The organism is Megasphaera sp. An286 (assembly GCF_002163455.1).
GTDB lineage: Bacteria > Bacillota > Negativicutes > Veillonellales > Megasphaeraceae > Megasphaera > Megasphaera stantonii.
In genome coordinates this window covers 1-20,260 of the sequence record NZ_NFIY01000008.1, presented here as the reverse complement: position 1 = coordinate 20,260, position 20,260 = coordinate 1, and the positions used below count along the sequence as shown (strand labels likewise).

Annotated in this window: 19 protein-coding genes and 1 riboswitch; of the genes, 16 read left to right on the top strand and 3 right to left on the bottom strand. The window is 56.2% G+C overall.

The window, feature by feature from the left end; genetic code table 11:
- The first annotated feature begins 619 nt into the window (after window positions 1-619).
- The 10 genes from rpmH (at window position 620) to B5F80_RS05135 (ending at window position 9,547) form a co-directional block, all read left to right on the top strand.
- A complete protein-coding gene (gene rpmH / locus B5F80_RS05180; RefSeq protein ID WP_087477762.1) occupies window positions 620-754 on the top strand; it encodes a 50S ribosomal protein L34 in 135 nt (44 codons plus the stop codon).
- Between the two features lie 73 nt (window positions 755-827).
- Window positions 828-1,190, top strand: coding sequence for a ribonuclease P protein component (gene rnpA / locus B5F80_RS05175; protein WP_087477761.1), 363 nt, complete (start codon window positions 828-830; stop codon window positions 1,188-1,190).
- Complete coding sequence (yidD, locus tag B5F80_RS05170) at window positions 1,187-1,396, top strand: membrane protein insertion efficiency factor YidD (RefSeq protein ID WP_087477760.1); 210 nt, start codon at window positions 1,187-1,189, stop codon at window positions 1,394-1,396. Before rnpA ends, yidD begins: the two co-directional genes overlap by 4 nt.
- Before the next feature lie 84 nt (window positions 1,397-1,480).
- On the top strand, window positions 1,481-2,143 hold the full coding sequence (locus B5F80_RS05165; RefSeq protein ID WP_087477759.1) for a YidC/Oxa1 family membrane protein insertase: 663 nt from the start codon (window positions 1,481-1,483) through the stop codon (window positions 2,141-2,143).
- A complete protein-coding gene (gene jag / locus B5F80_RS05160) occupies window positions 2,140-2,937 on the top strand; it encodes an RNA-binding cell elongation regulator Jag/EloR (RefSeq protein ID WP_087477758.1) in 798 nt (265 codons plus the stop codon). Before B5F80_RS05165 ends, jag begins: the two co-directional genes overlap by 4 nt.
- Before the next feature lie 106 nt (window positions 2,938-3,043).
- Complete coding sequence (mnmE, locus tag B5F80_RS05155; protein WP_087477757.1) at window positions 3,044-4,423, top strand: tRNA uridine-5-carboxymethylaminomethyl(34) synthesis GTPase MnmE; 1,380 nt, start codon at window positions 3,044-3,046, stop codon at window positions 4,421-4,423.
- A gap of 15 nt (window positions 4,424-4,438) precedes the next feature.
- Window positions 4,439-6,319 (top strand): tRNA uridine-5-carboxymethylaminomethyl(34) synthesis enzyme MnmG, encoded by a 1,881-nt coding sequence (gene mnmG / locus B5F80_RS05150; RefSeq protein WP_087477756.1) that lies wholly within the window; start codon window positions 4,439-4,441, stop codon window positions 6,317-6,319.
- Window positions 6,312-7,022: a 16S rRNA (guanine(527)-N(7))-methyltransferase RsmG gene (gene rsmG / locus B5F80_RS05145; protein ID WP_087477755.1), complete on the top strand. Its 711-nt coding sequence runs from the start codon at window positions 6,312-6,314 to the stop codon at window positions 7,020-7,022. Before mnmG ends, rsmG begins: the two co-directional genes overlap by 8 nt.
- Window positions 7,023-7,057: 35 nt before the next feature.
- Complete coding sequence (locus tag B5F80_RS05140; protein ID WP_087477754.1) at window positions 7,058-8,074, top strand: D-alanyl-D-alanine carboxypeptidase family protein; 1,017 nt, start codon at window positions 7,058-7,060, stop codon at window positions 8,072-8,074.
- Window positions 8,075-8,125: 51 nt separating this feature from the next.
- A riboswitch (ZMP/ZTP riboswitch) is annotated at window positions 8,126-8,210 on the top strand.
- A 68-nt stretch (window positions 8,211-8,278) separates the two neighbouring features.
- A complete protein-coding gene (locus B5F80_RS05135; RefSeq protein WP_087477753.1) occupies window positions 8,279-9,547 on the top strand; it encodes an OFA family MFS transporter in 1,269 nt (422 codons plus the stop codon).
- Between the two features lie 78 nt (window positions 9,548-9,625).
- Here the strand turns inward: B5F80_RS05135 and B5F80_RS05130 are convergent, their stop codons facing one another.
- Both B5F80_RS05130 and B5F80_RS05125 read right to left on the bottom strand, forming a co-directional pair.
- Window positions 9,626-11,167 (bottom strand): AbgT family transporter, encoded by a 1,542-nt coding sequence (locus B5F80_RS05130; RefSeq protein WP_087477752.1) that lies wholly within the window; start codon window positions 11,165-11,167, stop codon window positions 9,626-9,628.
- Between the two features lie 213 nt (window positions 11,168-11,380).
- Window positions 11,381-11,806: a YbjN domain-containing protein gene (locus B5F80_RS05125; protein WP_087477751.1), complete on the bottom strand. Its 426-nt coding sequence runs from the start codon at window positions 11,804-11,806 to the stop codon at window positions 11,381-11,383.
- Between the two features lie 249 nt (window positions 11,807-12,055).
- Between B5F80_RS05125 and B5F80_RS05120 the strand changes: the two genes are divergently transcribed.
- From B5F80_RS05120 to B5F80_RS05095, 6 genes are all read left to right on the top strand, one after another.
- On the top strand, window positions 12,056-12,814 hold the full coding sequence (locus B5F80_RS05120; protein WP_087477750.1) for a DeoR/GlpR family DNA-binding transcription regulator: 759 nt from the start codon (window positions 12,056-12,058) through the stop codon (window positions 12,812-12,814).
- Window positions 12,811-13,719, top strand: coding sequence for a 1-phosphofructokinase (gene pfkB, locus B5F80_RS05115; RefSeq protein WP_087477749.1), 909 nt, complete (start codon window positions 12,811-12,813; stop codon window positions 13,717-13,719). The genes B5F80_RS05120 and pfkB overlap by 4 nt, the downstream gene beginning before the upstream one ends.
- 34 nt (window positions 13,720-13,753) lie before the next feature.
- Window positions 13,754-15,700: a fructose-specific PTS transporter subunit EIIC gene (locus tag B5F80_RS05110; protein WP_087477748.1), complete on the top strand. Its 1,947-nt coding sequence runs from the start codon at window positions 13,754-13,756 to the stop codon at window positions 15,698-15,700.
- Window positions 15,701-15,797: 97 nt separating this feature from the next.
- Window positions 15,798-16,055, top strand: a complete 258-nt coding sequence (locus B5F80_RS05105) for an HPr family phosphocarrier protein (RefSeq protein WP_087477747.1) — start codon at window positions 15,798-15,800, stop codon at window positions 16,053-16,055.
- 27 nt (window positions 16,056-16,082) lie between these two features.
- On the top strand, window positions 16,083-17,714 hold the full coding sequence (ptsP, locus tag B5F80_RS05100) for a phosphoenolpyruvate--protein phosphotransferase (protein ID WP_087477746.1): 1,632 nt from the start codon (window positions 16,083-16,085) through the stop codon (window positions 17,712-17,714).
- A 146-nt stretch (window positions 17,715-17,860) separates the two neighbouring features.
- The gene (locus B5F80_RS05095) at window positions 17,861-18,673 is read left to right on the top strand and encodes a basic amino acid ABC transporter substrate-binding protein (protein WP_087477745.1); all 813 of its coding nucleotides are present in this window, start codon (window positions 17,861-17,863) and stop codon (window positions 18,671-18,673) included.
- 33 nt (window positions 18,674-18,706) lie between these two features.
- Here the strand turns inward: B5F80_RS05095 and B5F80_RS05090 are convergent, their stop codons facing one another.
- Window positions 18,707-20,029, bottom strand: a complete 1,323-nt coding sequence (locus tag B5F80_RS05090) for an MATE family efflux transporter (RefSeq protein ID WP_087477744.1) — start codon at window positions 20,027-20,029, stop codon at window positions 18,707-18,709.
- Window positions 20,030-20,260 lie beyond the last annotated feature (231 nt).

Here is a 20,260-nt window from a genome sequence, read left to right as displayed (position 1 = left end):
GAAACGCGATAAACATCGAATTTCCGGCTTGATTTTGATTTATCCACACATTGTGAACAACCTGTTGATAACTGAACTTTTTATCCACACATCTGATTACATTGTACAACAAAATCCGTGAAAAATACATAGAGGCGACTGAATTTGTCAAAAAATTCATAAGGCCATTCCCTCTCGTCCTCTGTTCATACCGTAAACAGAATCCTTCTTCGCAAGGATGATTGGGGATATGTTTACGGCCATATTGTGGATATAGTGCATAACTCGATTTGAAAGAAGGGAGAAACGCTAGTATACACCTGGGCTTATAGGTATTTTCTACTTGTCCACATTTTGTGAACAACGTGTTGATAACTTGCCATGCTGTCCACAATGCATGTGGAAACATCTTTCCATGAGAATTTCCTCCCTCTGACAGCTTCAGTATAGCAAAGGGCGGCGACACCCTGTGCCGCCATGTACAAACGGTATACGTTCACGACGCTGTCCCTATGACAAATGCGGCATCATCGCCGCGATTCCGGAAAAAACGATTGACAGCCCTATCCTTTTTGAATATAATTATGCTGTTATGGTGTAAGTTCATCTACTGTTGATTGAGACAAAGGAGGTGCCTATCGTGAAACAGACATATCAGCCGAATACGCTGTGGAGAAAAAGAACGCACGGCTTCCGTGAAAGAATGAAAACCAAAGGCGGCCGCATGGTTTTGAAAAGACGCCGTTTGAAAGGCAGAAAGAGACTCTCCGCGTAATTATTACAAGATGAACAGAAAAGTTCCGCTAAGGAATTTTTCTGTTCTTCTGGCATTTTCGGGACAATAACGTATGTATGAGTTAAAAAAAGAAAAAAGGCTGTGCAAAAATCGGGAATATCAGGTTGTGTACCGACGGGGAAAATCCTATGTGAACCGCTTGGCCGTCTTGTACGTCTTGAAGCGGTCGCCTAAGCAGCCGGCCCGCATCGGCTTCGTAACGGGCAAGAAAATCGGCTGCGCCGTAGAGCGGAACCGCTGCCGGCGCCTGATGAAAGAGGTATACCGCCTTCATCAGTTCGAGCTGGCAAACGGCGTCGACTTGGTGCTTATCGGACGCAGCAGCCTGAAATACGCCGGATACGCCCAGGCGGAACGAAGCATCCTGCAGCTGTTCCGACAGGCCGGGATATTGCGAAAGAACGAGATGCCATGAAAAGATGTTTCATCATTCTAATACGGTTTTATCAGCTTTGTATATCACCATTAAAACCGCCGTGCTGCCGGTTTTACCCTACTTGTTCTGCTTACGCTATCGAGGCGCTGCAGAAATACGGCGCTGTGAAGGGGAGTTATTTAGCAGTCAGGCGCATTTTGAGATGCCATCCCTTTCATAAAGGCGGATATGATCCTGTGCCGTAAGTATCAGGCAGATGAAATAGAGGCTGCCTGCTGGTATTTTATCCTTGACTGGAGTTGAGAATATTGGATTTTTTTAGTGGAATAATGGATTTTCTCAGTGGCATCATGACCACGTTTATGGATTATTGCTATGCCTTTACGCAGAGCATCGGATATCCCAGCTACGGTTTGGCCATCATCATCCTGACGCTGGTAATCAAGCTGGCCCTCTCGCCTCTTACGGCCAAGCAGATTCGTTCCATGGAAGGCATGCAGACCCTGCAGCCGAAGATTAAAGAATTACAGCAGAAATATAAAGGCAATCAGAAAAAGCTTCAGGAAGAAATGGCGAAGCTGTACAAGCAGACCGGCGTCAATCCCCTGTCCGGCTGCCTGCCGATCCTGATTCAGATGCCTTTCCTCATCGCGATTTTTTACGCCCTTCGCTCCTACCCTTACGATCCGGCGTACGAAAGCTTTTTATGGCTGCCCAGCTTAGGCGCGGCCGACCCGACGTATATCATGCCGATTTTATCCGCTGCGTCTACCTACGTCATCCAGAAACAGATGTCGGGCACGCAGGTAGCGGCTTCGGAAGCGCAGGAAAAGCAGCAGAAAATCATGCGCGTCATCATGCCGCTGTTTATCGGCTGGATCAGCTTGAGCTTCCCCAGCGGCCTGGTTATTTACTGGTTCCTTTCCAACGTGTTCCAGTGGGCCCAGCAGGTGATTATGTTCCGTAATAAGGGAAAGGGTGCAAAAGCATGAGAACCATTGAAGCGACAGGAAAAACGATAGAAGACGCAGTCCGTTCCGGCCTGGTCCGCCTCGGATTGATGGAAGAAGAAGTGACGATCGAAGTACTGGCCGAACCGAAAAGCGGCTTTCTTGGCTTCGGCAGCAAGCCGGCCAAGGTGCGCCTGACGGAAAAGGCCAGAAAGAATGCTCCGATTTATGATATTGAAGAAGAAGAGCGGAAAGCAGCTCCTCCGGCAGAGCCCAAGGCGGCGGAAGCTGCGCCGGCCGAAGACGTGACGGCGGAAACGCCGGAAGAACCGGTCGAAGAACCGGCTGCCGTCGAAGCCGAACCGGCAGAGGAAACCTTTACGGCTGAAGAAGCGGCCGCCAAGGCCAAGGCCTTCCTGCAGGACGTGCTGCGCAACATGGGCATCGAAGTGATGATCGAAAAGATGATCAAATCCGATAAAATCATCCTTCACCTGCACGGCAAGAACCTGGGCATCCTCATCGGCAAGCATGGCCAGACGCTGGACGCCCTTCAGTATTTGACGAATTTGACGACGAACCAGGGCGAAGAAACGCGCCATTTCATCATGCTGGACGTAGAAAATTACCGCCAGCGCCGCGAAGAAACGCTGAAGCAGCTGGCTGTACGACTGGCCGGGCGGGTGAAGCGCAGTGGTGAAAAGGTCGTCCTCGAGCCGATGAACGGCTACGAACGAAAAATAATCCACGTCGCGCTGCAGAACGAAGCTCATGTGCGGACGGAAAGCGAAGGCCAGGACCCGTATCGCCACGTGGTTATTTATTACGAAAAATAAGCTTGAATATGACACGGCAGTGAGTCGGCGGCTGTAAAGCGGACGAGTCACTGGTACAGTAAAAACCGGCGCCGCGGCGCCGGTTTTTTTGAAAGGAGCGTTCACTGTGTACGATACAACCGATACGATAGCCGCCATTGCCACACCGCTGGGCGAAAGCGGCATCGGCGTCATCCGAATCAGCGGAAGCAAGGCCTACGACGTAGGCGACGCGATTTTTCAGAGCAAATCCTCCCTTCCCTTAGCGCAACGGCGCGATCGGTCCATACAGTACGGCCTGATCGTAGACGACGACGGCAAAGCGGTGGACGAAGTCATTCTTCTCATCATGAAGGGCCCCCGTTCTTATACGGCGGAGGACGTCCTGGAAATACAATGCCACGGCGGCCGCCAGTCCCTGAGCGAAATCCTGGGGCTGGTCCTGCGCCACGGCGCGCGGCTGGCCAATCCCGGCGAATTTACCCAGCGGGCCTTTGTCAACGGCCGCCTCGACCTGGCTCAGGCCGAGGCCGTCATGGACGTCATTCAGGCCAAGAGCGCCCAGGGCCTGACCAGCGCCGTCAGCCAGCTCGAAGGCCGCCTGTCCCGGGTTGTAGGCGATATGCGGCTTCATCTGACTGATTTCATTACGCGGCTGGAAGTGACTGTCGATTATCCCGAAGAAGACCTGGAAGAAATAGAGGTGCCCGATATTGCCGGCGCTATTCGGGACATGGAGCGGCGTCTGGACGATATGCTGGCCGAGTCCAAAAGCGGCCGTATGATGCGGGACGGCGTCATGGCGGCTATCGCCGGCACGCCTAACGCCGGAAAGTCGAGTCTGCTCAACCGTTTTTTGGAAACAGAACGAGCCATCGTCACCGACGTGCCAGGCACGACGCGCGACGTCATCGAAGAATGGATTACCATACAGGGCGTGCCGATCTGCCTTGTCGATACGGCGGGCATCCGCAGCACCGACGATACGGTCGAGCAAATCGGCGTGCGCCGGGCGAAGGAATACATGGAACGGGCCGATATTATCCTCGTCGTCGTCGACCAGTCCCGGCCTTTGCAGGAAGAAGACCGGCAGATTTTGGAAACGGCCAGAGGCAGGCAAGCCCTGATCGTATTGAATAAGGAAGACTTGCAGCCGGCCTTTGAAACGGAAGAACTGCAGTCCTACGGGCTGCCCCTCCTTTCGATTTCAGCCAGTACGGGAGCCGGCATGGGAGAATTGAAGGACGCCATGCTGTCGCTGGCCCTGCAGCAGGGGCTGACGGCGGCCCAGAGCGCCCTGCTGGCCAATACGCGCCATATCGAGCTGGTCCGGCAGAGCCGCGAAGCCCTGCAGCGGGCCCTGGACACGATAGAAGCGGGCATGCCCGTCGACTGCGCCATCGTCGATATCCGCGAAGCCTGGGAGCTCCTGGGCTCTATTACGGGCGATACGGTCCACGACGACATCATAGAAGAAATATTCAGCAGATTTTGTTTAGGTAAGTAGAAAAAGGGTGAAATCATGTTTGTAGTCGATACATACGACGTCATCGTCGTCGGCGCAGGCCATGCAGGCTGCGAAGCGGCCCTGGCCAGCGCGCGGTTAGGCGCGCGGACTCTCGTCGCGACGCTTAATTTAGATAATATCGCCCTCATGCCCTGCAATCCCGCCGTAGGCGGCCCCGGCAAGAGCCACCTCGTACGGGAAATCGATGCGCTGGGCGGCGAAATGGGCATCAATACGGATAAGACGTGCATCCAAATGCGCATGCTCAACACGGGCAAGGGGCCGGCCGTCTATTCCCTGCGGGCCCAGTCCGATAAGAAGATGTACCAGATGACCATGACCCAGGTGCTGGAAAATCAGGAACATCTGGACGTCAAGCAGCTCATGATTACGGATATCCAGATGGAAAACGGCGCCGTTACGGGCGTCGTCACGGAAATGGGCGAAGTGTACAAGGCGAAATGCGTCATCCTGGCGACGGGGACCTATTTAAAGGGAAAGATCATTACAGGCGAATGCGTCTATTCCGGCGGCCCCATGGGACAGCGGTCTGCAGAAGACCTGTCTGATTCCCTGCTGGCAGCGGGCATCAAGCTTATGCGCTTTAAGACGGGCACGCCGGCCCGCGTCGACCGCCGCACCTTGCGGACGGAAGAAATGCAGAAGCAGGAAGGCGACGAGCAGGGCCACGCCTTTTCCTTTTTGTCCGAACGGAAGAACCGCAACAAGGAATGCTGCTGGCTGACCTTTACGAACGAGGAAACGCACCGCATCATTCGGGAAAACCTCGACAGGGCGCCCATGTGCAACGGCGTCATCCAGGGCGTTGGCCCGCGCTACTGCCCGTCGATCGAGTCGAAAATCGTCCGCTTTGCCGATAAGAAGCGCCATCAGCTCTTCGTTGAGCCCGAAGGCGAAATGACTGAAGAAATGTACGTCCAAGGGATGAGCACCAGCCTTCCCGTCGACGTGCAGTACGCCTTCCTGCGGACGATTCCCGGCTTGGAAGACGTGCGGATCATGCGCCCCGGCTACGCCATCGAATACGACTGCCTGGACCCGACGCAGCTGACGCCGTCGCTGGAAACGAAGGCCATCAGCGGCCTCTTTTCGGCAGGCCAGTCCAACGGCACCAGCGGCTATGAGGAAGCGGCGGCCCAGGGCCTCATGGCCGGCATCAACGCGGCCCGCAAGGTACAGGGCAAGGAGCCCTTTATCCTCACCCGCTCGGAGGCCTACATCGGCGTCCTCATCGACGATTTGGTCACCAAGGGAACGGAAGAACCGTACCGCATGATGACCAGCCGCTCGGAATACCGACTCATCCTGCGGCAGGACAACGCCGACCTGCGCCTGACCCAGAAGGGCTACGACATCGGCCTGGTCACGCAGGAACGGTACGACGCCTTTATAGAGAAGAAAGAAGCCGTCGAAGCGGGACTGGAGGCGCTGAAGGCCCTGCCCGTCACGCCGACAAAGGAAAATCAGGAAAAGCTGGCTTCTATCGGCACGGCTCCCGTCCGTACCGGCCTCAAGGCTTACGATTTGCTGCGGCGCAACGAAGTGACCTACCATACGCTGAGCCAGGTATTTCCCCTGCCGCAGCTGGCCGACGACGTATGCGAGGAAATCGAGATCATGGTCAAGTACGAGGGATATATCAACCGCCAGCTGGAACAGGTGGAAAAGATGAACCGCCTGGAAAAGAAGCTGATGCCAGAAGATATCGTATACGCCGACATCGATACCCTGTCGGGCGAAGCGCGGCAGAAGCTGGACGCCATACGGCCCCGCTCCTTAGGGCAGGCCAGCCGCATCTCCGGCGTATCGCCGGCGGATATTACGGCCCTGCTCATCGTGCTGGAACAGCGCCAGCGGGAGGAAAGCCATGTTTAGAGACGAACTCATCGCGGCGGCGAAGGACTTTGGCCTGGCCCTGACGGCGGAGCAAATCGACCGATTCTGCCTGTTTGCAGAGCGCCTGGTCGAGACGAATAAGGTCATGAACCTGACGGCCCTTACGGAGCCAGCCGACGTAGCCGTAAAACACATGATAGACAGCCTGTCGTGCTACGACGCGGCGTGGTTTCCCGAAGGGGCCTCCGTCCTGGATCTCGGCACGGGAGCCGGCTTTCCCGGCCTGCCCCTGCTCATCTACCGGCCCGATTTGAAGGTGACCTTTTTCGATTCCCTGCAGAAGCGGCTGACGTTTTTACAGGGCGTGACGGCGGAGCTGGGCCTGACGGCTTCCTTCCTGCACGGCCGGGCCGAGGAAATGGCCCACAAAGAGGAATACCGGGAACGCTTCGATATCGTGACCAGCCGGGCCGTAGCCCGCCTGCAGATATTGGCTGAATGGGCCCTTCCTTATACGGCTCGCCAGGGCGTATTTATCTCATTAAAAGGCGCCCAATATGAGGAAGAGCTGGCCGAGGCCCAAAAGGCCCTGTCCATCCTCGGCGGCGCGGCGGCGGAAGTCCGCCCCGTCCATTTGCCGGGTCTGGATGACAAGCGGGCCGTCCTGTATATCAAAAAGACGAAGAAATGTCCGGCCAAATACCCGCGCAAGCCGAAAATGGCCGCTAAAAATCCGCTGTAATCATCTATAGTTTATGTTCAAGGGAGGCATGTATCATGTCTTTAAAGAAAACGATCTTAGCTGCGCTGACTGCCTGCGTAGCCCTATCTTCCGTAGCCTTCGCCGAAAATCCGGAACCGCCGGCAGTGGCGGCCCAGGCTGCTTACGTCATGGACGCCGATACAGGCGATGAGCTGTATGCCAAACAGCCCGACCTGAGAGGCTATCCGGGAAGCACGACGAAGATGATGACCTGCATCGTCGCCCTGGAAAACGGGCAGGCCATGATGGATAAGACGATTCGCATTACCGATAAGGCCCTGAGCGTCGAAAGCGATGCCTCTGTCCTCGGCCTGCAGCAGGGCGACCAGATTACCCTGCGCAACGCCCTGACGGGCATGATGCTCGTGTCGGGCTGCGATGCCGCCGTGGCCATTGCGGAAACGGTTGAACCGACGGAAGAAGCCTTCGTCGCAAAAATGAACGCGAAGGCGGCAGCTCTCGGTGCGACCCATACGCATTTCGTCAATCCCCACGGCCTTCCCGACGCCAACCACTATTCGACGGCCCGGGATCTGGCCAAGATAGGCGCCTACGGCATGAAGCTGCCGGCTTTTCGGGATATTGTCAAGCGCAGTACCTTCGACATGCCCTACGTCGACGGCAGCTATAAGCATTGCGTTTCGACGAACGAATTCCTGACTAGCGGGTTCCCCGGAGCAAACGGCATTAAAACCGGCACGACGAATGCCGGCGGGCCGTGCCTCGTCGTTTCGGCGACTCAGAACGGGCGGACGGTCATCGCGGCTATCATGAATTCGGAAGACCGCTACGGCGATGCCCAGGCCCTGATGAAATACGGCTTTTCCGTATTGAAGCCTCTGGAAAACGTCTACATCATCCGCAAGGCCCCGGCAGGCCAGACGCTGACCGAATTGGGCCGGCAGCAAATGGAACAGGCCAAGGATGCGGCAGACGCCAAGGCTAAGGGGCAAGCCGCGCAAGAAACTGCTTATGGAACGGACGCCGATACGGCCGACATGGCTGCAGCAGCTGTGAAAAAATCTGCATAATTCTTGACAGGTATGCTCTAAATCCGTATAATCATATCATAACAACGTACCTATACAGTGCAGGACTGACGGAATGAAGTGGAATAACCACGTGGACTGCACGGTGACATATACGCCGACCGTCTGGGCAAGAGTACATCTATTCTTTGTCCAGCCGGCCGGCTTTTTATTGCTCTGGCGGGACAAGTCAAAGGAGACGATATCATGAAGAGAAATCGCTGGCTCATTGCCCTGTCCGCCATGGGAATTCACATCTGCATCGGCAGCGTCTACGCCTGGAGCGTCTTGACCAAGCCCATTATGGAATCGATGGGCTTTACGCTGCAGCAGACGACGTGGACCTTTTCCCTGGCTATCTTGTTTTTAGGATTGTCCGCCGGATGCCTGGGCAGCTTCGTCCAAAAGGCCGGCCCCCGCAAGTCGGGCCTCGTGTCGACTTTATTTTTCGTTTCGGCTATGTTCGGCACGGCGGCGGCCATGGAGTTCCGCAGCCTGCCTATGCTGTATCTGTTTTACGGCGTTATCGGCGGCATCGGCTTGGGGACGGGATATATTACGCCCGTCTCGACCCTGGTCAAATGGTTTCCCGACAACCGCGGCTTTGCCACGGGTTTGGCCATCATGGGCTTCGGCTTTGCCAGCATGATCGCCGGTCCGGCGATGCAGCTTCTCGTCGCTAATTTTGGCCTGGCGACGAACTTCCTCATCCTGGGCGCAGTGTATCTCGTCGTCATGACAGCTTCGTCCCTGTACTTAGCGCCTCCGAAGGCTGACGAAATGCCCCGTCCCGACACAGCGCTGGCGAAGCCCTCCGGCCCGGTCTATGCCGATGCCATGCCGCAGTTTTCCCTGAAAGAGGCCATGAAGACCTGGCAGCTCTATACGATTTGGTGGCTCTTTTTCGTCAATATCACCTGCGGCATCGCCCTCCTGGCCGTCGCCTCGCCGATGGCCCAGGAAGTCGTCGGCATGTCGCCCATGGCTGCCGCGTCCATGGTCGGCCTCATCGGCTTTTTGAACGGCGCCGGCCGCATCGCCTGGGCGACCGTATCGGATTATATCGGCCGGGCTAATACGTACGTCCTCTTCTTCTTCATCGAGGCCCTGGCCTTCTTCAAGCTGTCGACGGAAACGAACGCTTTCAGCTTTCAAATCGTCGTGCTGCTCATCATTACCTGCTACGGCGGCGGCTTTTCCTGTATGCCGGCCTACCTCAGCGACCTGTTCGGCACCAAGGCCCTGAGCGCTATCCACGGCCGCATCCTCACGGCCTGGGGCGCCGCCGGCGTGGCCGGTCCCCTGCTCCTGTCGTGGATCAAGGAGACGACGAACAGCTACTCCATTACCCTGCAGGTCTTCTCGGCCCTCTTCGTCACATCCCTGCTGGTTATGGCCGTCCTGAAATACAAGACGCGACACGGCATCACTGGTCAGGACGCCTACTGGTCGGCGAGGAAAGCGTCTGTTAAATAAATTTCAGTAATAAAAAATCAGGGTCTTCCTTACTAGTGGAAGATCCTGATTTTTTTTTTGTCTGTTCAACGATTTAATTTAGAGTCTCTGGGGAATACCCGGGCCGACAGGCCAGCCTGTGAGATACCAGAAGATGAACAAGGCATACCACATGACCAGGAAGGCCATGGCGTAGGGCATCATGAGGGATAAATAGGTGCCGATGCCGCTGTCTTTTTTGTAGCGGCGGATGATTTCCAAAAACAGGGGCAGGAACGGGTTGACTAAGGCGACGGTATTCAGCGCGCCGTCGCCGGCCCGGAAGGCAGCCTGGATGAAGGCCGGGTGATAGCCCAAGAGCATGAACATAGGGACGAAGACCGTCGACAGCAGGGCCCATACGGCGGAGCCGCTGGATGTAAAGAGGCCCAGGAGCTGGCCGAAGAGCATGAAGCAGATGAGAGCCGGCAGGCCGGTCATGCCTACGTCTTTCAGGAACAGAGCCCCTTTCATGGCGATCATCGTCGACATGTTGGTCCAGGCGAAGGCTGCGATAAACTGGGCAATGAAAAAGGCCATGACTAAAAAGCCTGACAGGCCTTTGACGGCGTTGGTCATACAATGTATCATGTCATCGGCGTTTTTGATTTTGCCTATGGATACGCCGTAGGTCAGTCCGACGGTCAGGAGAAAGCCGCAAAGCAGCGGGATGACGCCGCGCAGCAGAGGCGACCCCAGGAGCGAATGGGTCTGGGAATTGCGGAGCAGGCCGTTGTCGGGAAAGGCCATGAGGAAGACGACGGCCAAATACAGGACGGCGGCGATGAGGGTGTGGCGCAGGGCCTTTTTTTCCTCCGGCGATACGTCGGGAATAGTCAGGTTTTCCTGGGCGTGGGCCGGGTCATATACGCCCATGCGCGGTTCGACGAATTTCTCCGTAATAAAGGTCGTCACGGCCGTCAGGTAGAAGACGGCGAAGGACATGAAATACCAGTTGTCGATTGGCGTGACGGTCATCGTCGCGTCGATGGTACGGATGGCCTGGGTCGTAATGCCCGACAAGAGGACGTCCGTCGTGACGATGAGGATGTTGGCCGTAAATCCCGAATAGATGGCGGCCAGGGAACAGGCGAAGCCAACTAAGGGATGGCGTCCCATGGAATAAAACAGCATGGCCGCTAAGGGCGGCATGATGACGATGGCCGCGTCAGAAGCGATATGGCTCATGAGGCTGATGAAGACGACGGCCAGGGTCACGTACTTCCGCGGGATATTGTGCATGGAGTGATGGATAAGCGTCTGGAGCAGCCCCGTTTCCGACGCCACGCCCAGGCCGAAGGTCAGGACGATGATCATGCCCAGGGGCGGGAAATTAATGTAGTTTTTGATGAGGTTCGTCAGGAGCCAGTCCAAGCCTTCAGCGCTGATGAGGCTGCGGATATGGATGATTTCATTGGTCTTGAGATTGACGGCCGTTACGCCGGCCAGCTGCAGGACGTAAGAGCAAAGGGCCAGCACCATGAAGAAAATCAAAAAAAGAATAGCTGGATTGGGAAGCTTGTTGCCTACCCGTTCCAACCATTTGAGAAAAGAGCCGCGCGTGTCGTCGCTTACGGCGACGGCGGCAGCGGTGTGTTTCATACGGATCCCCTCCTATGTAATTATGCTGTAAAGGTATACGTTATCATTCCCCTATTGATATAAAGTAATACTTTACTATAGTAGCGTATTACTTTACACGCAGCATGTCAAGAAAAAGTATTTAATCTATCCATAGGAAATTCGTATGGTTTTAATGTAATGGGGATATAATCGAAAAAATCCCCTGCTTTACCGGCAGGGGACGTCAAATTGTTATTTCCAGATTTCTTTCATAATGTTCTTATACGATTCGTTCAGGTGCTCGATGACGGTCTGGAACAAGGCGTATACGAGGTCGCCGTTCAGCGATTCGTCGGCGCTGACGATGGAAATATCCAGGATCAGGGAGCCCTTGTTGTCAACGTAATACTTAAAGGCCTTGAAGGTCTGGTTGTACGTGTTGAGCAATTTAGCGAGGCCTTCGCTTCCTTCGGGGACTTTCGGGGCGACTAAGATGCGGATAATGCCGTAAATGCTGTCGTCGGCGATGACGATGGTCGGCAGGTTATTGCCGTCGATAGCGAGCTGCGAGCGGAAGACGACGGTATGGAAGGGGTCGTCCTTGATTTCGTCGACTGTAAAGGCGGACAGATTTTTTTCTTTTAAATATGCTTGGAAGCTTTCGGCTTTTTTATTCATGACAATCACTCCTAGTATAGTAGAATTAATGCTCTTACAGGCTATTATATCATAAATTGCGGCCCCTGGCTTCTGTATTTGCGTCCACCCTGTTGCTTCTTCTGTGATATAAATCACAATATATGATTCGTGCGCATAATTGACTGTTAATGATTGAAAATACGCAATTATGATAGAAAATGATTGAAAAAGAAAGAAATTGATTGTATAATGCAGGTGTAAAGGAACTGAATAGAAAGGATGAGGGTCATGCTGACCGAAGAAAGACAAGCTGAAATCATGCGGATCGTCAACGTGCACGGCGCCGTGTCGGTTCAGGAGCTGGTCAATTATCTGGATATTTCCGAATCGACGGTCCGGCGGGATTTGGCCGCCTTAGACGAAGAAGGGCTGCTGCGGCGCGTTCACGGCGGGGCGACGTCCTTGAAGGAAGGAGCCTATGACGCCGCCATGGAAGATTTGCAGGACAAATACTCCCTGCATATTGGAGAAAAACGGCGCATCGCCCAGTTTGCCGCCTCTCTGGTCCGTCCGGGCGACTTCGTGTATCTCGACGGCGGCTCGACGGTCGAGCAGATGGCCGATTTTCTCGTCGGCTCCGAAGCGTCCTTTGTGACCAGCGGCCTGCCGACGGCCCAGAAGCTGGCCCGCAGTGGCGTAAAGGTGTACGTCCTGCCCGGCCTGGTCAAGGGAAAGACCGAATCGGTCATCGGCAGCGAAATGCGGGACATGCTGAGCCGCTACCACTTTACGAAGGGATTTTTCGGCACGAACGGCCTGACGCCTCAGGAGGGCTGCACGACGCCCGACGTGGAGGAAGCGGCCTGCAAGGGCGCGGCCGTGCGGCAGTGCCGGCAGGCTTACGTATTGGCTGACGTCAGCAAGTTCGGCCAGTCGGCGCACATCACCTTTGCAGACCTGGCCCAGGTCACGGTCGTCACGGCCAAGGGCGAAGAAGACATGGACTATAGTTCTTACGAATCTTTGACGGAGGTGCATATCCTTTGATTTATACGGTTACGTTCAATCCCTCGCTGGATTATGTAGTGCAGATGAAGGAATTTAAGGCCGGCGACATCAACCGGGCCGAAGCGGAAACGATTTATCCCGGCGGAAAGGGCGTCAACGTGGCGCTGGTACTGGGAAATCTTCACATTCCGGCGAAAATGCTCGGCTTCATCGCCGGCTTTACGGGACGGGAAATAGAACGGCTGGCTTTGGAATGCGGCAGCGACTGCGATTTCATCGTGCTGGACGAAGGCTATTCGCGCATCAACCTGAAGATCAGCGCAGCTGACGAAACGGCGGTCAACGGCATGGGGCCGGTTATCCCCGACGACAAACTGCAGGCCCTGATGGCCCAGATCGACGGGATGGCCGACGGTGATACCCTCGTATTGGCCGGCAGCATCCCGGCCGCCCTTCCCGACGACATATACGAACGGATCCTGCGCCGCCTCGAAGGCCGCTCCGTACGGGTCGTCGTCGACGCGACGGGCGATTTGCTGAAAAACGTCATGAAATATAAGCCCTTTTTAGTCAAGCCGAATAACTTCGAGCTGGGCGAATTGTTCGATACCGTCCTCAAGACGGACGAAGAAATCGCCGAATGCGCAAGAAAGCTTCAGGATATGGGCGCGCGAAACGTCCTCGTATCCCTCGGCGGCGACGGCGCCCTGCTCCTCGGCGAAGACGGCCGGGTATACCGCATGCAGTCGCCTAAGGGCAAGCTGGTCAATTCCGTCGGCGCCGGCGACAGCATGGTAGCCGGGTTCTTAGCCGGCTTCGAATCGTCGGGCGGCGACCTGCAGGAGGCCCTCAAGATGGGCATCAGCGCCGGCAGCGCTTCGGCCTTCCACGATTGGCTGGCGACGGAAGACGATATTAAAGAAGTATACGGCCAGCTGCCGTAACGCAGGTTTGTAGGTAAAAGGAGATTGTAAATTCATGCGGATTGTAGATTTATTGAAAAAAGAAAGTATCGACTTACAAGCCGTCGTCGCCGACAAGGGCGCGGCGATCGACCATCTCGTATCCCTGATGGATAAAGGCGGCAACGTGACGGATCTGGAAGGATACCGCAAGGCCGTGCTGGCCCGCGAAGCCGAAGGCAGCACGGGCATCGGCGAAGGCATCGCCATCCCCCACGCCAAGACGGACGCCGTGTCGGCTCCGGGGCTGGCGTCGATGATCGTCCGTTCGGGCGTAGAATATGAAAGCCTGGACGACGAGCCGGCCTTCCTGTTCTTCCTCATCGCCGCCCCGGCCGGCGGAGCCAACGTCCACCTGGAAGTGCTGAGCCGTCTGAGCCGTATGCTCATGGACGACGAATTCCGGGAAAAATTGATGAACGCCAAGACGGCCGACGAATACCTGGCCGTCATCGACGAGACGGAAACGGCCCAGCTGGCGGCGGAAGCGGAAGAAGAAGCTGCCGAGGCAGAAGCGGCTCCGGCTGACGAACCGGCCTCCCCCGCTCCGTCGGACCGGCCCTTCGTCATCGGCGTCACGGCCTGCCCGACGGGCATCGCCCACACCTACATGGCGGCGGAAGCTCTGGAAAGCAAGGGAGCTGCTATGGGCGTCGACATTAAAATCGAAACGAACGGTTCCGGCGGCGTCAAAAACCATCTGACTGCCGAGGATATCGAGCGGGCCGTCGGCGTCATCGTCGCCTGCGACAAGGACGTGCCGACGCAGCGCTTTGCCGGCAAGCCCGTCGTCTTTACGAAGGTCGCCAACGGCATCAAGATTCCGGAAGAACTGATCCAGACTGTCCTCGACGGCAAGGCCCCCATTTTCCACGGCGAAAGCTCGTCGTCCGAGGCCGTATCGCTGGATGCGGCGGAAAAGGAAAGCGCCGGCCGTCAAATCTATAAGCACCTCATGAACGGCGTATCCCACATGCTGCCCTTCGTCATCGGCGGCGGCATCCTCATCGCCCTGGCCTTCCTCTTCGACATGGAACACGCCGGCACGGCCCAATTCGGCACGGGCACGCCTCTGGCGGCCTTCCTGAAAAACATCGGCGGCCTGGCCTTCAGCCTGATGATGCCTATCCTGGCCGGCTACATCGCCATGAGCATCGGCGAACGGCCCGCCCTCATGCCGGGCATCGTCGGCGGCTTTTTGGCTACGACAGGCGGCTCGGGCTTTTTCGGGGCCCTCTTTGCCGGGTTCATCGCCGGGTACCTCATCATCCTGCTCAAGAAGGTATTTTCCAACCTGCCCCAGGCCCTGGACGGCACGAAGCCCATCCTGATTTATCCCGTCTTGGGACTCGTCCTCATCGGGGTCATCATGACCTATATCATCAACCCGCCGACGGCCCTGTTCAACACGTGGCTCTTTGACGTCCTGAACAGCATGACTACGACGAGCCGCATCGTCCTCGGCTTTATCCTGGGCGGCATGATGTCCATCGACTTCGGCGGCCCCATCAATAAAGCGGCCTACGTCTTCGGCACGGCCTCCCTCATGAGCGCCTCCGGCGAAGCGATTTCTTCGGGTATCATGGCTTCGGTCATGATCGGCGGCATGGTGCCTCCCATTGCCATTGCCCTGGCTATGCTGCTGTTCAAGCAGAAATTCACGGCGAAGGAACGGCAGTCTACGGTGACGAACTTCATCATGGGATTGTCTTTCATTACGGAAGGGGCTATCCCCTTTGCCGCATCCGACCCGGTGCACATCATTCCGCCCTGCGCCGTCGGCGCGGCCGTCGCCGGGGCCCTGTCCATGCTCTTTCACTGCGCCGTTCCGGCTCCTCACGGCGGCATCTTCGTCTTCGGCGTCGTGACCAATCCGCTCATGTACGTCGCGGCTCTGGCGGCAGGCGTCGTCGTCGCGGCCGTGCTGATGGGAATTGTTCGTAAAAAACAGTCGGCTGATTAATTGCATTCGGCTGTAAAATCAGATACACTTATAGTATGTAATATATTTTCACATAATATAATATTGGGCGCACGCGCCTGCGAAGGAGGAACTACACATGAAAGAATTTACGTTTACTGTCACCGATCCTATGGGTATCCACGCTCGTCCGGCCGGACTCTTGGTCAAGGAAGCCAAAAAATATGAATCGGCTATTACGATGCTCAAAGGCTCCCGCAAGGGCGATTTGAAAAAGATTTTTACCATTATGGCTCTCGGCGTTAAACAGGGCGAAACCGTTACGGTCCAGGTAGAAGGCGCCGACGAAGAAGCAGCCGCCGCGATGGTTGAAACTTTCCTCAAGGAAAACTTCTAATATCTACGACATAAGGGGGATGTATCCATGCTGACGTTAAAAGGGAAAAGCGTCTTTCCCGGCATTACGATCGGGCCGCTGGCGCTGTTCCACCGCAACACGATTTCGACGGCCCAGCGTCCGATTCAGGATGCCGAAGCCGAAGTAGCCCGCTTTCAGGATGCTCGCAAGGTAGCCATTGAACAGCTGAAGGACTTGTATGAAAAAGCCCTGGAAAAAGTAGGCGAAGAACAGGCCGCCGTGTTTGAAGTACACCAGATGATGCTGGACGACGACGATTATATCGACTCTATCGAAGGGCAGATCCGCGATGAAATGCTCAACGCCGAAGCGGCCGTCGACCGGACGGCCCAGCAGTTTGCCGAAATGTTCCGCTCTATGGACGACGCCTACATGCAGGCCCGCGCCGCCGACGTCCTCGACATATCGCGCCGCGTGGAACAGCAGCTGTGCGGCGGACCGGGCGTCGATTTCAGCAAATACGACCACGTCATCATCGCCGCCGACGACCTGGCTCCCAGCGAAACGCTGCAGCTCGACACGGACAAGATCCTGGGCTTCGTGACGTCGGCAGGCAGCACGAATTCCCACACGGCGATTTTGGCCCGTACCCTGGGCATCGCCGCCGTCGTCAGCACGGATACGCCCCTGCATACGGATGTAGACGGCATGATGGCCATTATAGATGGCCTGACCGGCACGGTATACATCAATCCCGATGAAGAAACGCTGCAGTCTATGGAAGCAAAGCAGCGCGAAGAAGCGGACCGGAAGCGCCGTCTGGAAGAAGTGCGGGGCGCGGCGTCGGAAACGAAAGACGGCCGCCGCGTCAAGATCTTCGCCAACATCGGCAACCCCGGCAATATTCCCCAGGTCCTCGACAATGACGCCGAAGGCATCGGCTTGTTCCGCAGCGAATTCCTCTATCTGGAAAACAGCGACTATCCGACGGAAGACCAGCAGTTCGAAGCCTATAAGAAGACGGCCGAAGCGCTGGGCGGCAAGACCGTCGTCATCCGCACCCTCGATATCGGCGCGGACAAGCAGGTCGACTACTTCCAGCTGGACAAGGAAGAAAACCCGGCTATGGGCATGCGGGCCATCCGCATCTGCCTGACCCGTCCGGAACTGTTCAAGACGCAGCTGCGGGCCTTGCTGCGGGCTTCGGCCTTCGGCAAAATCGCCGTCATGTTCCCCATGATTATCTCTGCAGACGAAGTGAAGCGGTGCAAGGCTATCCTGGCTGATGTCCGGGCCGAGCTGGACGCCGAAGGCGTCGCCTATGACAAGGATATGGAAGTAGGCATCATGGTAGAAACGCCGGCGGCGGCTATCATGAGCGACGAGCTGGCGAAGGAAGTAGACTTCTTCAGCATCGGCTCCAACGACCTGACGCAGTATACACTGGCGATCGACCGCCAGCAGACGAAGCTGGACGCCTTCTTCGACGCCCACCATCCGGCGGTGCTCCGCCTCATTCAGCAGACCGTCGAAAACGGCCATAAGGCCGGCATCTGGGTCGGCATCTGCGGTGAGCTCGGCGCAGATTTGACGCTGACCGAAGCGTTCCTGCGCATGGGCGTCGACGAATTATCCGTCAGCCCGCCCCTGGTGCTTCCCCTGCGTGAAAAGGTACGCTCCCTTGATTTGAGGAAATAACTTGCAGATAATAAAAAGGTAATTCCCAAGTATGCGATTTGGGAATTACTTTTTTTATGTTATGTATTGCATTTTTACTAATAAATGTTGTATAATTTTGCTTAATTAATTCATATGTATTTGAGATTACTAAGGGGATGAACGATATGAAATTTACAAAATACGTTGTTACAGCCTTGGCCGGCATGATGGCCGCGTCGATGATCGCCGGCTGCGGCGGCCAGGATAAGGCGGCTGCTGAAAAGAAGGAACCGCTCCGCGTCGCGACCAACGCTACCTTTGTGCCCTTCGAGTTTAAGGACGAAGCGAATCCGGAAGATTACAAGGGCTTTGAAATGGATTTGATTAAGGCCGTCGGCAAGGAAATGGGCCGGGAAGTCCAGATCAACAACCTTCCCTTCTCCGGCATCATTCCGGTCATCCAGCAGGGCGATATGGATATTGCCGCCGCCGGTATGACGATGACCCAGGAACGGGCTAAGAACGTCCTCTTCGCCGCTCCCTTCTACGAATCGAAGCTGGTTATCCTCGCTCCCAACGGCAGCGGCATCACGTCTATCGACGACTTGCAGGGCAAGACCGTAGCCGTGCAGATGGGCACGACCGGCGCAGGCTATGCCGAACAGAAGGGCTTGAACATCAAGCAGTTTGACCACAACTCCGAGCTCATCATGGATTTGCAGGTCGGCGGCGCCCAGGCCGGCATTCTGGATAAGCCCGTAGCCGATTACTTCCTGGCTCAGGACGGCAAGGGCAAGTATGAAATCATCGACATTCCCGATACGAAATCGGAATACTTAGCCTTCGCCATCAATAAGAACAACACGGAGCTGCAGAAGGAAGTCAACGCGGCCCTGGCGAAGCTGAAGGAAACGGGAGAATTCCAGAAATTGTATAAACAGTGGTTCAATACGGACGCTCCCGATTTGCCGGCTACGGCTGAAGAAGCGTTAAAATAATATTGTCTGTGCAAACAGGCTGACTCGCGCATATTACGGCGAGCCAGCCTGTTTTTTTTGCCATAGGATGTACGGGACGTAGCATATCAGCATGACGATCCACTGTAGCCCTTCGGCGTGGGCGATGGCCATGTTGCCGAGATATGGGGCCAGGGCGTAGGATAAGGCGATGCGGGCCAGCAGGGACGCGATGCCGACGATGCTGGAATACAGGACCAGGCCCATCCCCTCTACGGCGCCGCGGAGGGCTGAGGCGATGCCGAAGCACAGGTAGTAGACGGCGATTTGCCGGAAGAATTGGCTGCCGATAGACGCCGCTTCGTCTCCGACGCCGAACATGGCTACCAGTTTGCCGCCGAAGGCCGCCATGACGACCATGAGCAGGAAGGAAATGACTGCGTTCAGGGCGACGCCGTACCGGCAGAACGATTGAGCTTTGGTTAAATTGCCGGCCCCCTTGCTCTGGGCGACCATCGTCGAGACGGCCGAGCCGAGGTTGATGATGGGAAGAAGCATGATGAGGTCGATGCGGTAAGCCGTCGTAACGGCGGCCACGGTGGCGGAGCCGAAGCCGTTCATGAACTGCTGGAGGGCCATATTTCCCAGGGCCATGACGCTGCTCTGGACGGCCGGCGGCAGGGCGAACCGCCATCCCTGGGCGACGATATGGGGCTGGACGAGTTTTTCTTTCAGGGAAAGGTGCAGCAGGGGCCGCTTCGTTTCTGCGTACCAGACGATGAAGATGGCCATGGCGATTTGCGATATACTCGTAGCCCAGGCCGCCCCGCTTACGCCCCAGCGGCAGACGGCGACGAAGACGAGGTCGAGGACGACGTTGACGACAGACGACAGGACGATGGCGAAAAAGGGCGTCCTGCTGTCGCCGATGGCCCGCAGCAGGGCCGAGTAGAGATTGTAGACGGCCAGAAAGGGCATGCCGAGCAGGATGACGCGCAGGTATTGCCCCGTAAATTCGGCGATGTCTGCCGGCGTGCGGAGGGCGTCGAGAAGGGCTTCTTCCCAGATACAGCCGGCGGCGGCGCAGAAGGCGCAGGCCGGGACGAGGAGGACGAGAAAGGCCGACAAGATGCGGGGCAGCGTCTCGTACTCTTTTTTGCCGTATTTCTGGGCGGCTAAGATGGACAGGCCCAGGGTAAAGCCCGTCATGGACATAGTAAACAAATTGCTCACAGCCGTCGTCATGCCGACGGCGGCCAGGGCCTCTTCGCCGACGACGTGGCCGACGATATAGGCGTCGGCCCAGCTGTACAGCTGCTGCAGCATCCCGCTCAGGATCAAGGGCAGGCTGAAGACGAGCAGGACGGCGGCAGGATGATCTTTGGAATACAGGGTCATAGTTCCGACTCCCCTCTGATATAGAAAAACAGCCAGACTTTTCAGCCTGACTGTCGGTAGGTGCTCACCCGTACGTTTACTATATCGTATATTTTTTCACCGGTCAAGATTCAGGACGGCTCCGACAGTGTCAAGTTGTTGTGGGTATATATTTGACAGAAACATCTTGGCATGTAAATCCGGCCTTTTAGTATCTAATGTATATGGTGATATCCACTGTTTTGGATATCT

Coding starts and splice junctions, on each gene's coding strand:
- B5F80_RS05095 (WP_087477745.1), top strand. CDS start 17,861: ATGAAATTTACAAAATACGTTGTTACAGCCTTGGCCGGCATGATGGCC.
- B5F80_RS05090 (WP_087477744.1), bottom strand. CDS start 20,029: ATGACCCTGTATTCCAAAGATCATCCTGCCGCCGTCCTGCTCGTCTTC.
- B5F80_RS05110 (WP_087477748.1), top strand. CDS start 13,754: ATGCGGATTGTAGATTTATTGAAAAAAGAAAGTATCGACTTACAAGCC.
- ptsP (WP_087477746.1), top strand. CDS start 16,083: ATGCTGACGTTAAAAGGGAAAAGCGTCTTTCCCGGCATTACGATCGGG.
- B5F80_RS05165 (WP_087477759.1), top strand. CDS start 1,481: ATGGATTTTCTCAGTGGCATCATGACCACGTTTATGGATTATTGCTAT.
- B5F80_RS05125 (WP_087477751.1), bottom strand. CDS start 11,806: ATGAATAAAAAAGCCGAAAGCTTCCAAGCATATTTAAAAGAAAAAAAT.
- B5F80_RS05120 (WP_087477750.1), top strand. CDS start 12,056: ATGCTGACCGAAGAAAGACAAGCTGAAATCATGCGGATCGTCAACGTG.
- yidD (WP_087477760.1), top strand. CDS start 1,187: ATGAAAAGATGTTTCATCATTCTAATACGGTTTTATCAGCTTTGTATA.
- B5F80_RS05130 (WP_087477752.1), bottom strand. CDS start 11,167: ATGAAACACACCGCTGCCGCCGTCGCCGTAAGCGACGACACGCGCGGC.
- mnmG (WP_087477756.1), top strand. CDS start 4,439: ATGTTTGTAGTCGATACATACGACGTCATCGTCGTCGGCGCAGGCCAT.
- rnpA (WP_087477761.1), top strand. CDS start 828: ATGTATGAGTTAAAAAAAGAAAAAAGGCTGTGCAAAAATCGGGAATAT.
- rsmG (WP_087477755.1), top strand. CDS start 6,312: ATGTTTAGAGACGAACTCATCGCGGCGGCGAAGGACTTTGGCCTGGCC.
- B5F80_RS05105 (WP_087477747.1), top strand. CDS start 15,798: ATGAAAGAATTTACGTTTACTGTCACCGATCCTATGGGTATCCACGCT.
- B5F80_RS05135 (WP_087477753.1), top strand. CDS start 8,279: ATGAAGAGAAATCGCTGGCTCATTGCCCTGTCCGCCATGGGAATTCAC.
- B5F80_RS05140 (WP_087477754.1), top strand. CDS start 7,058: ATGTCTTTAAAGAAAACGATCTTAGCTGCGCTGACTGCCTGCGTAGCC.
- jag (WP_087477758.1), top strand. CDS start 2,140: ATGAGAACCATTGAAGCGACAGGAAAAACGATAGAAGACGCAGTCCGT.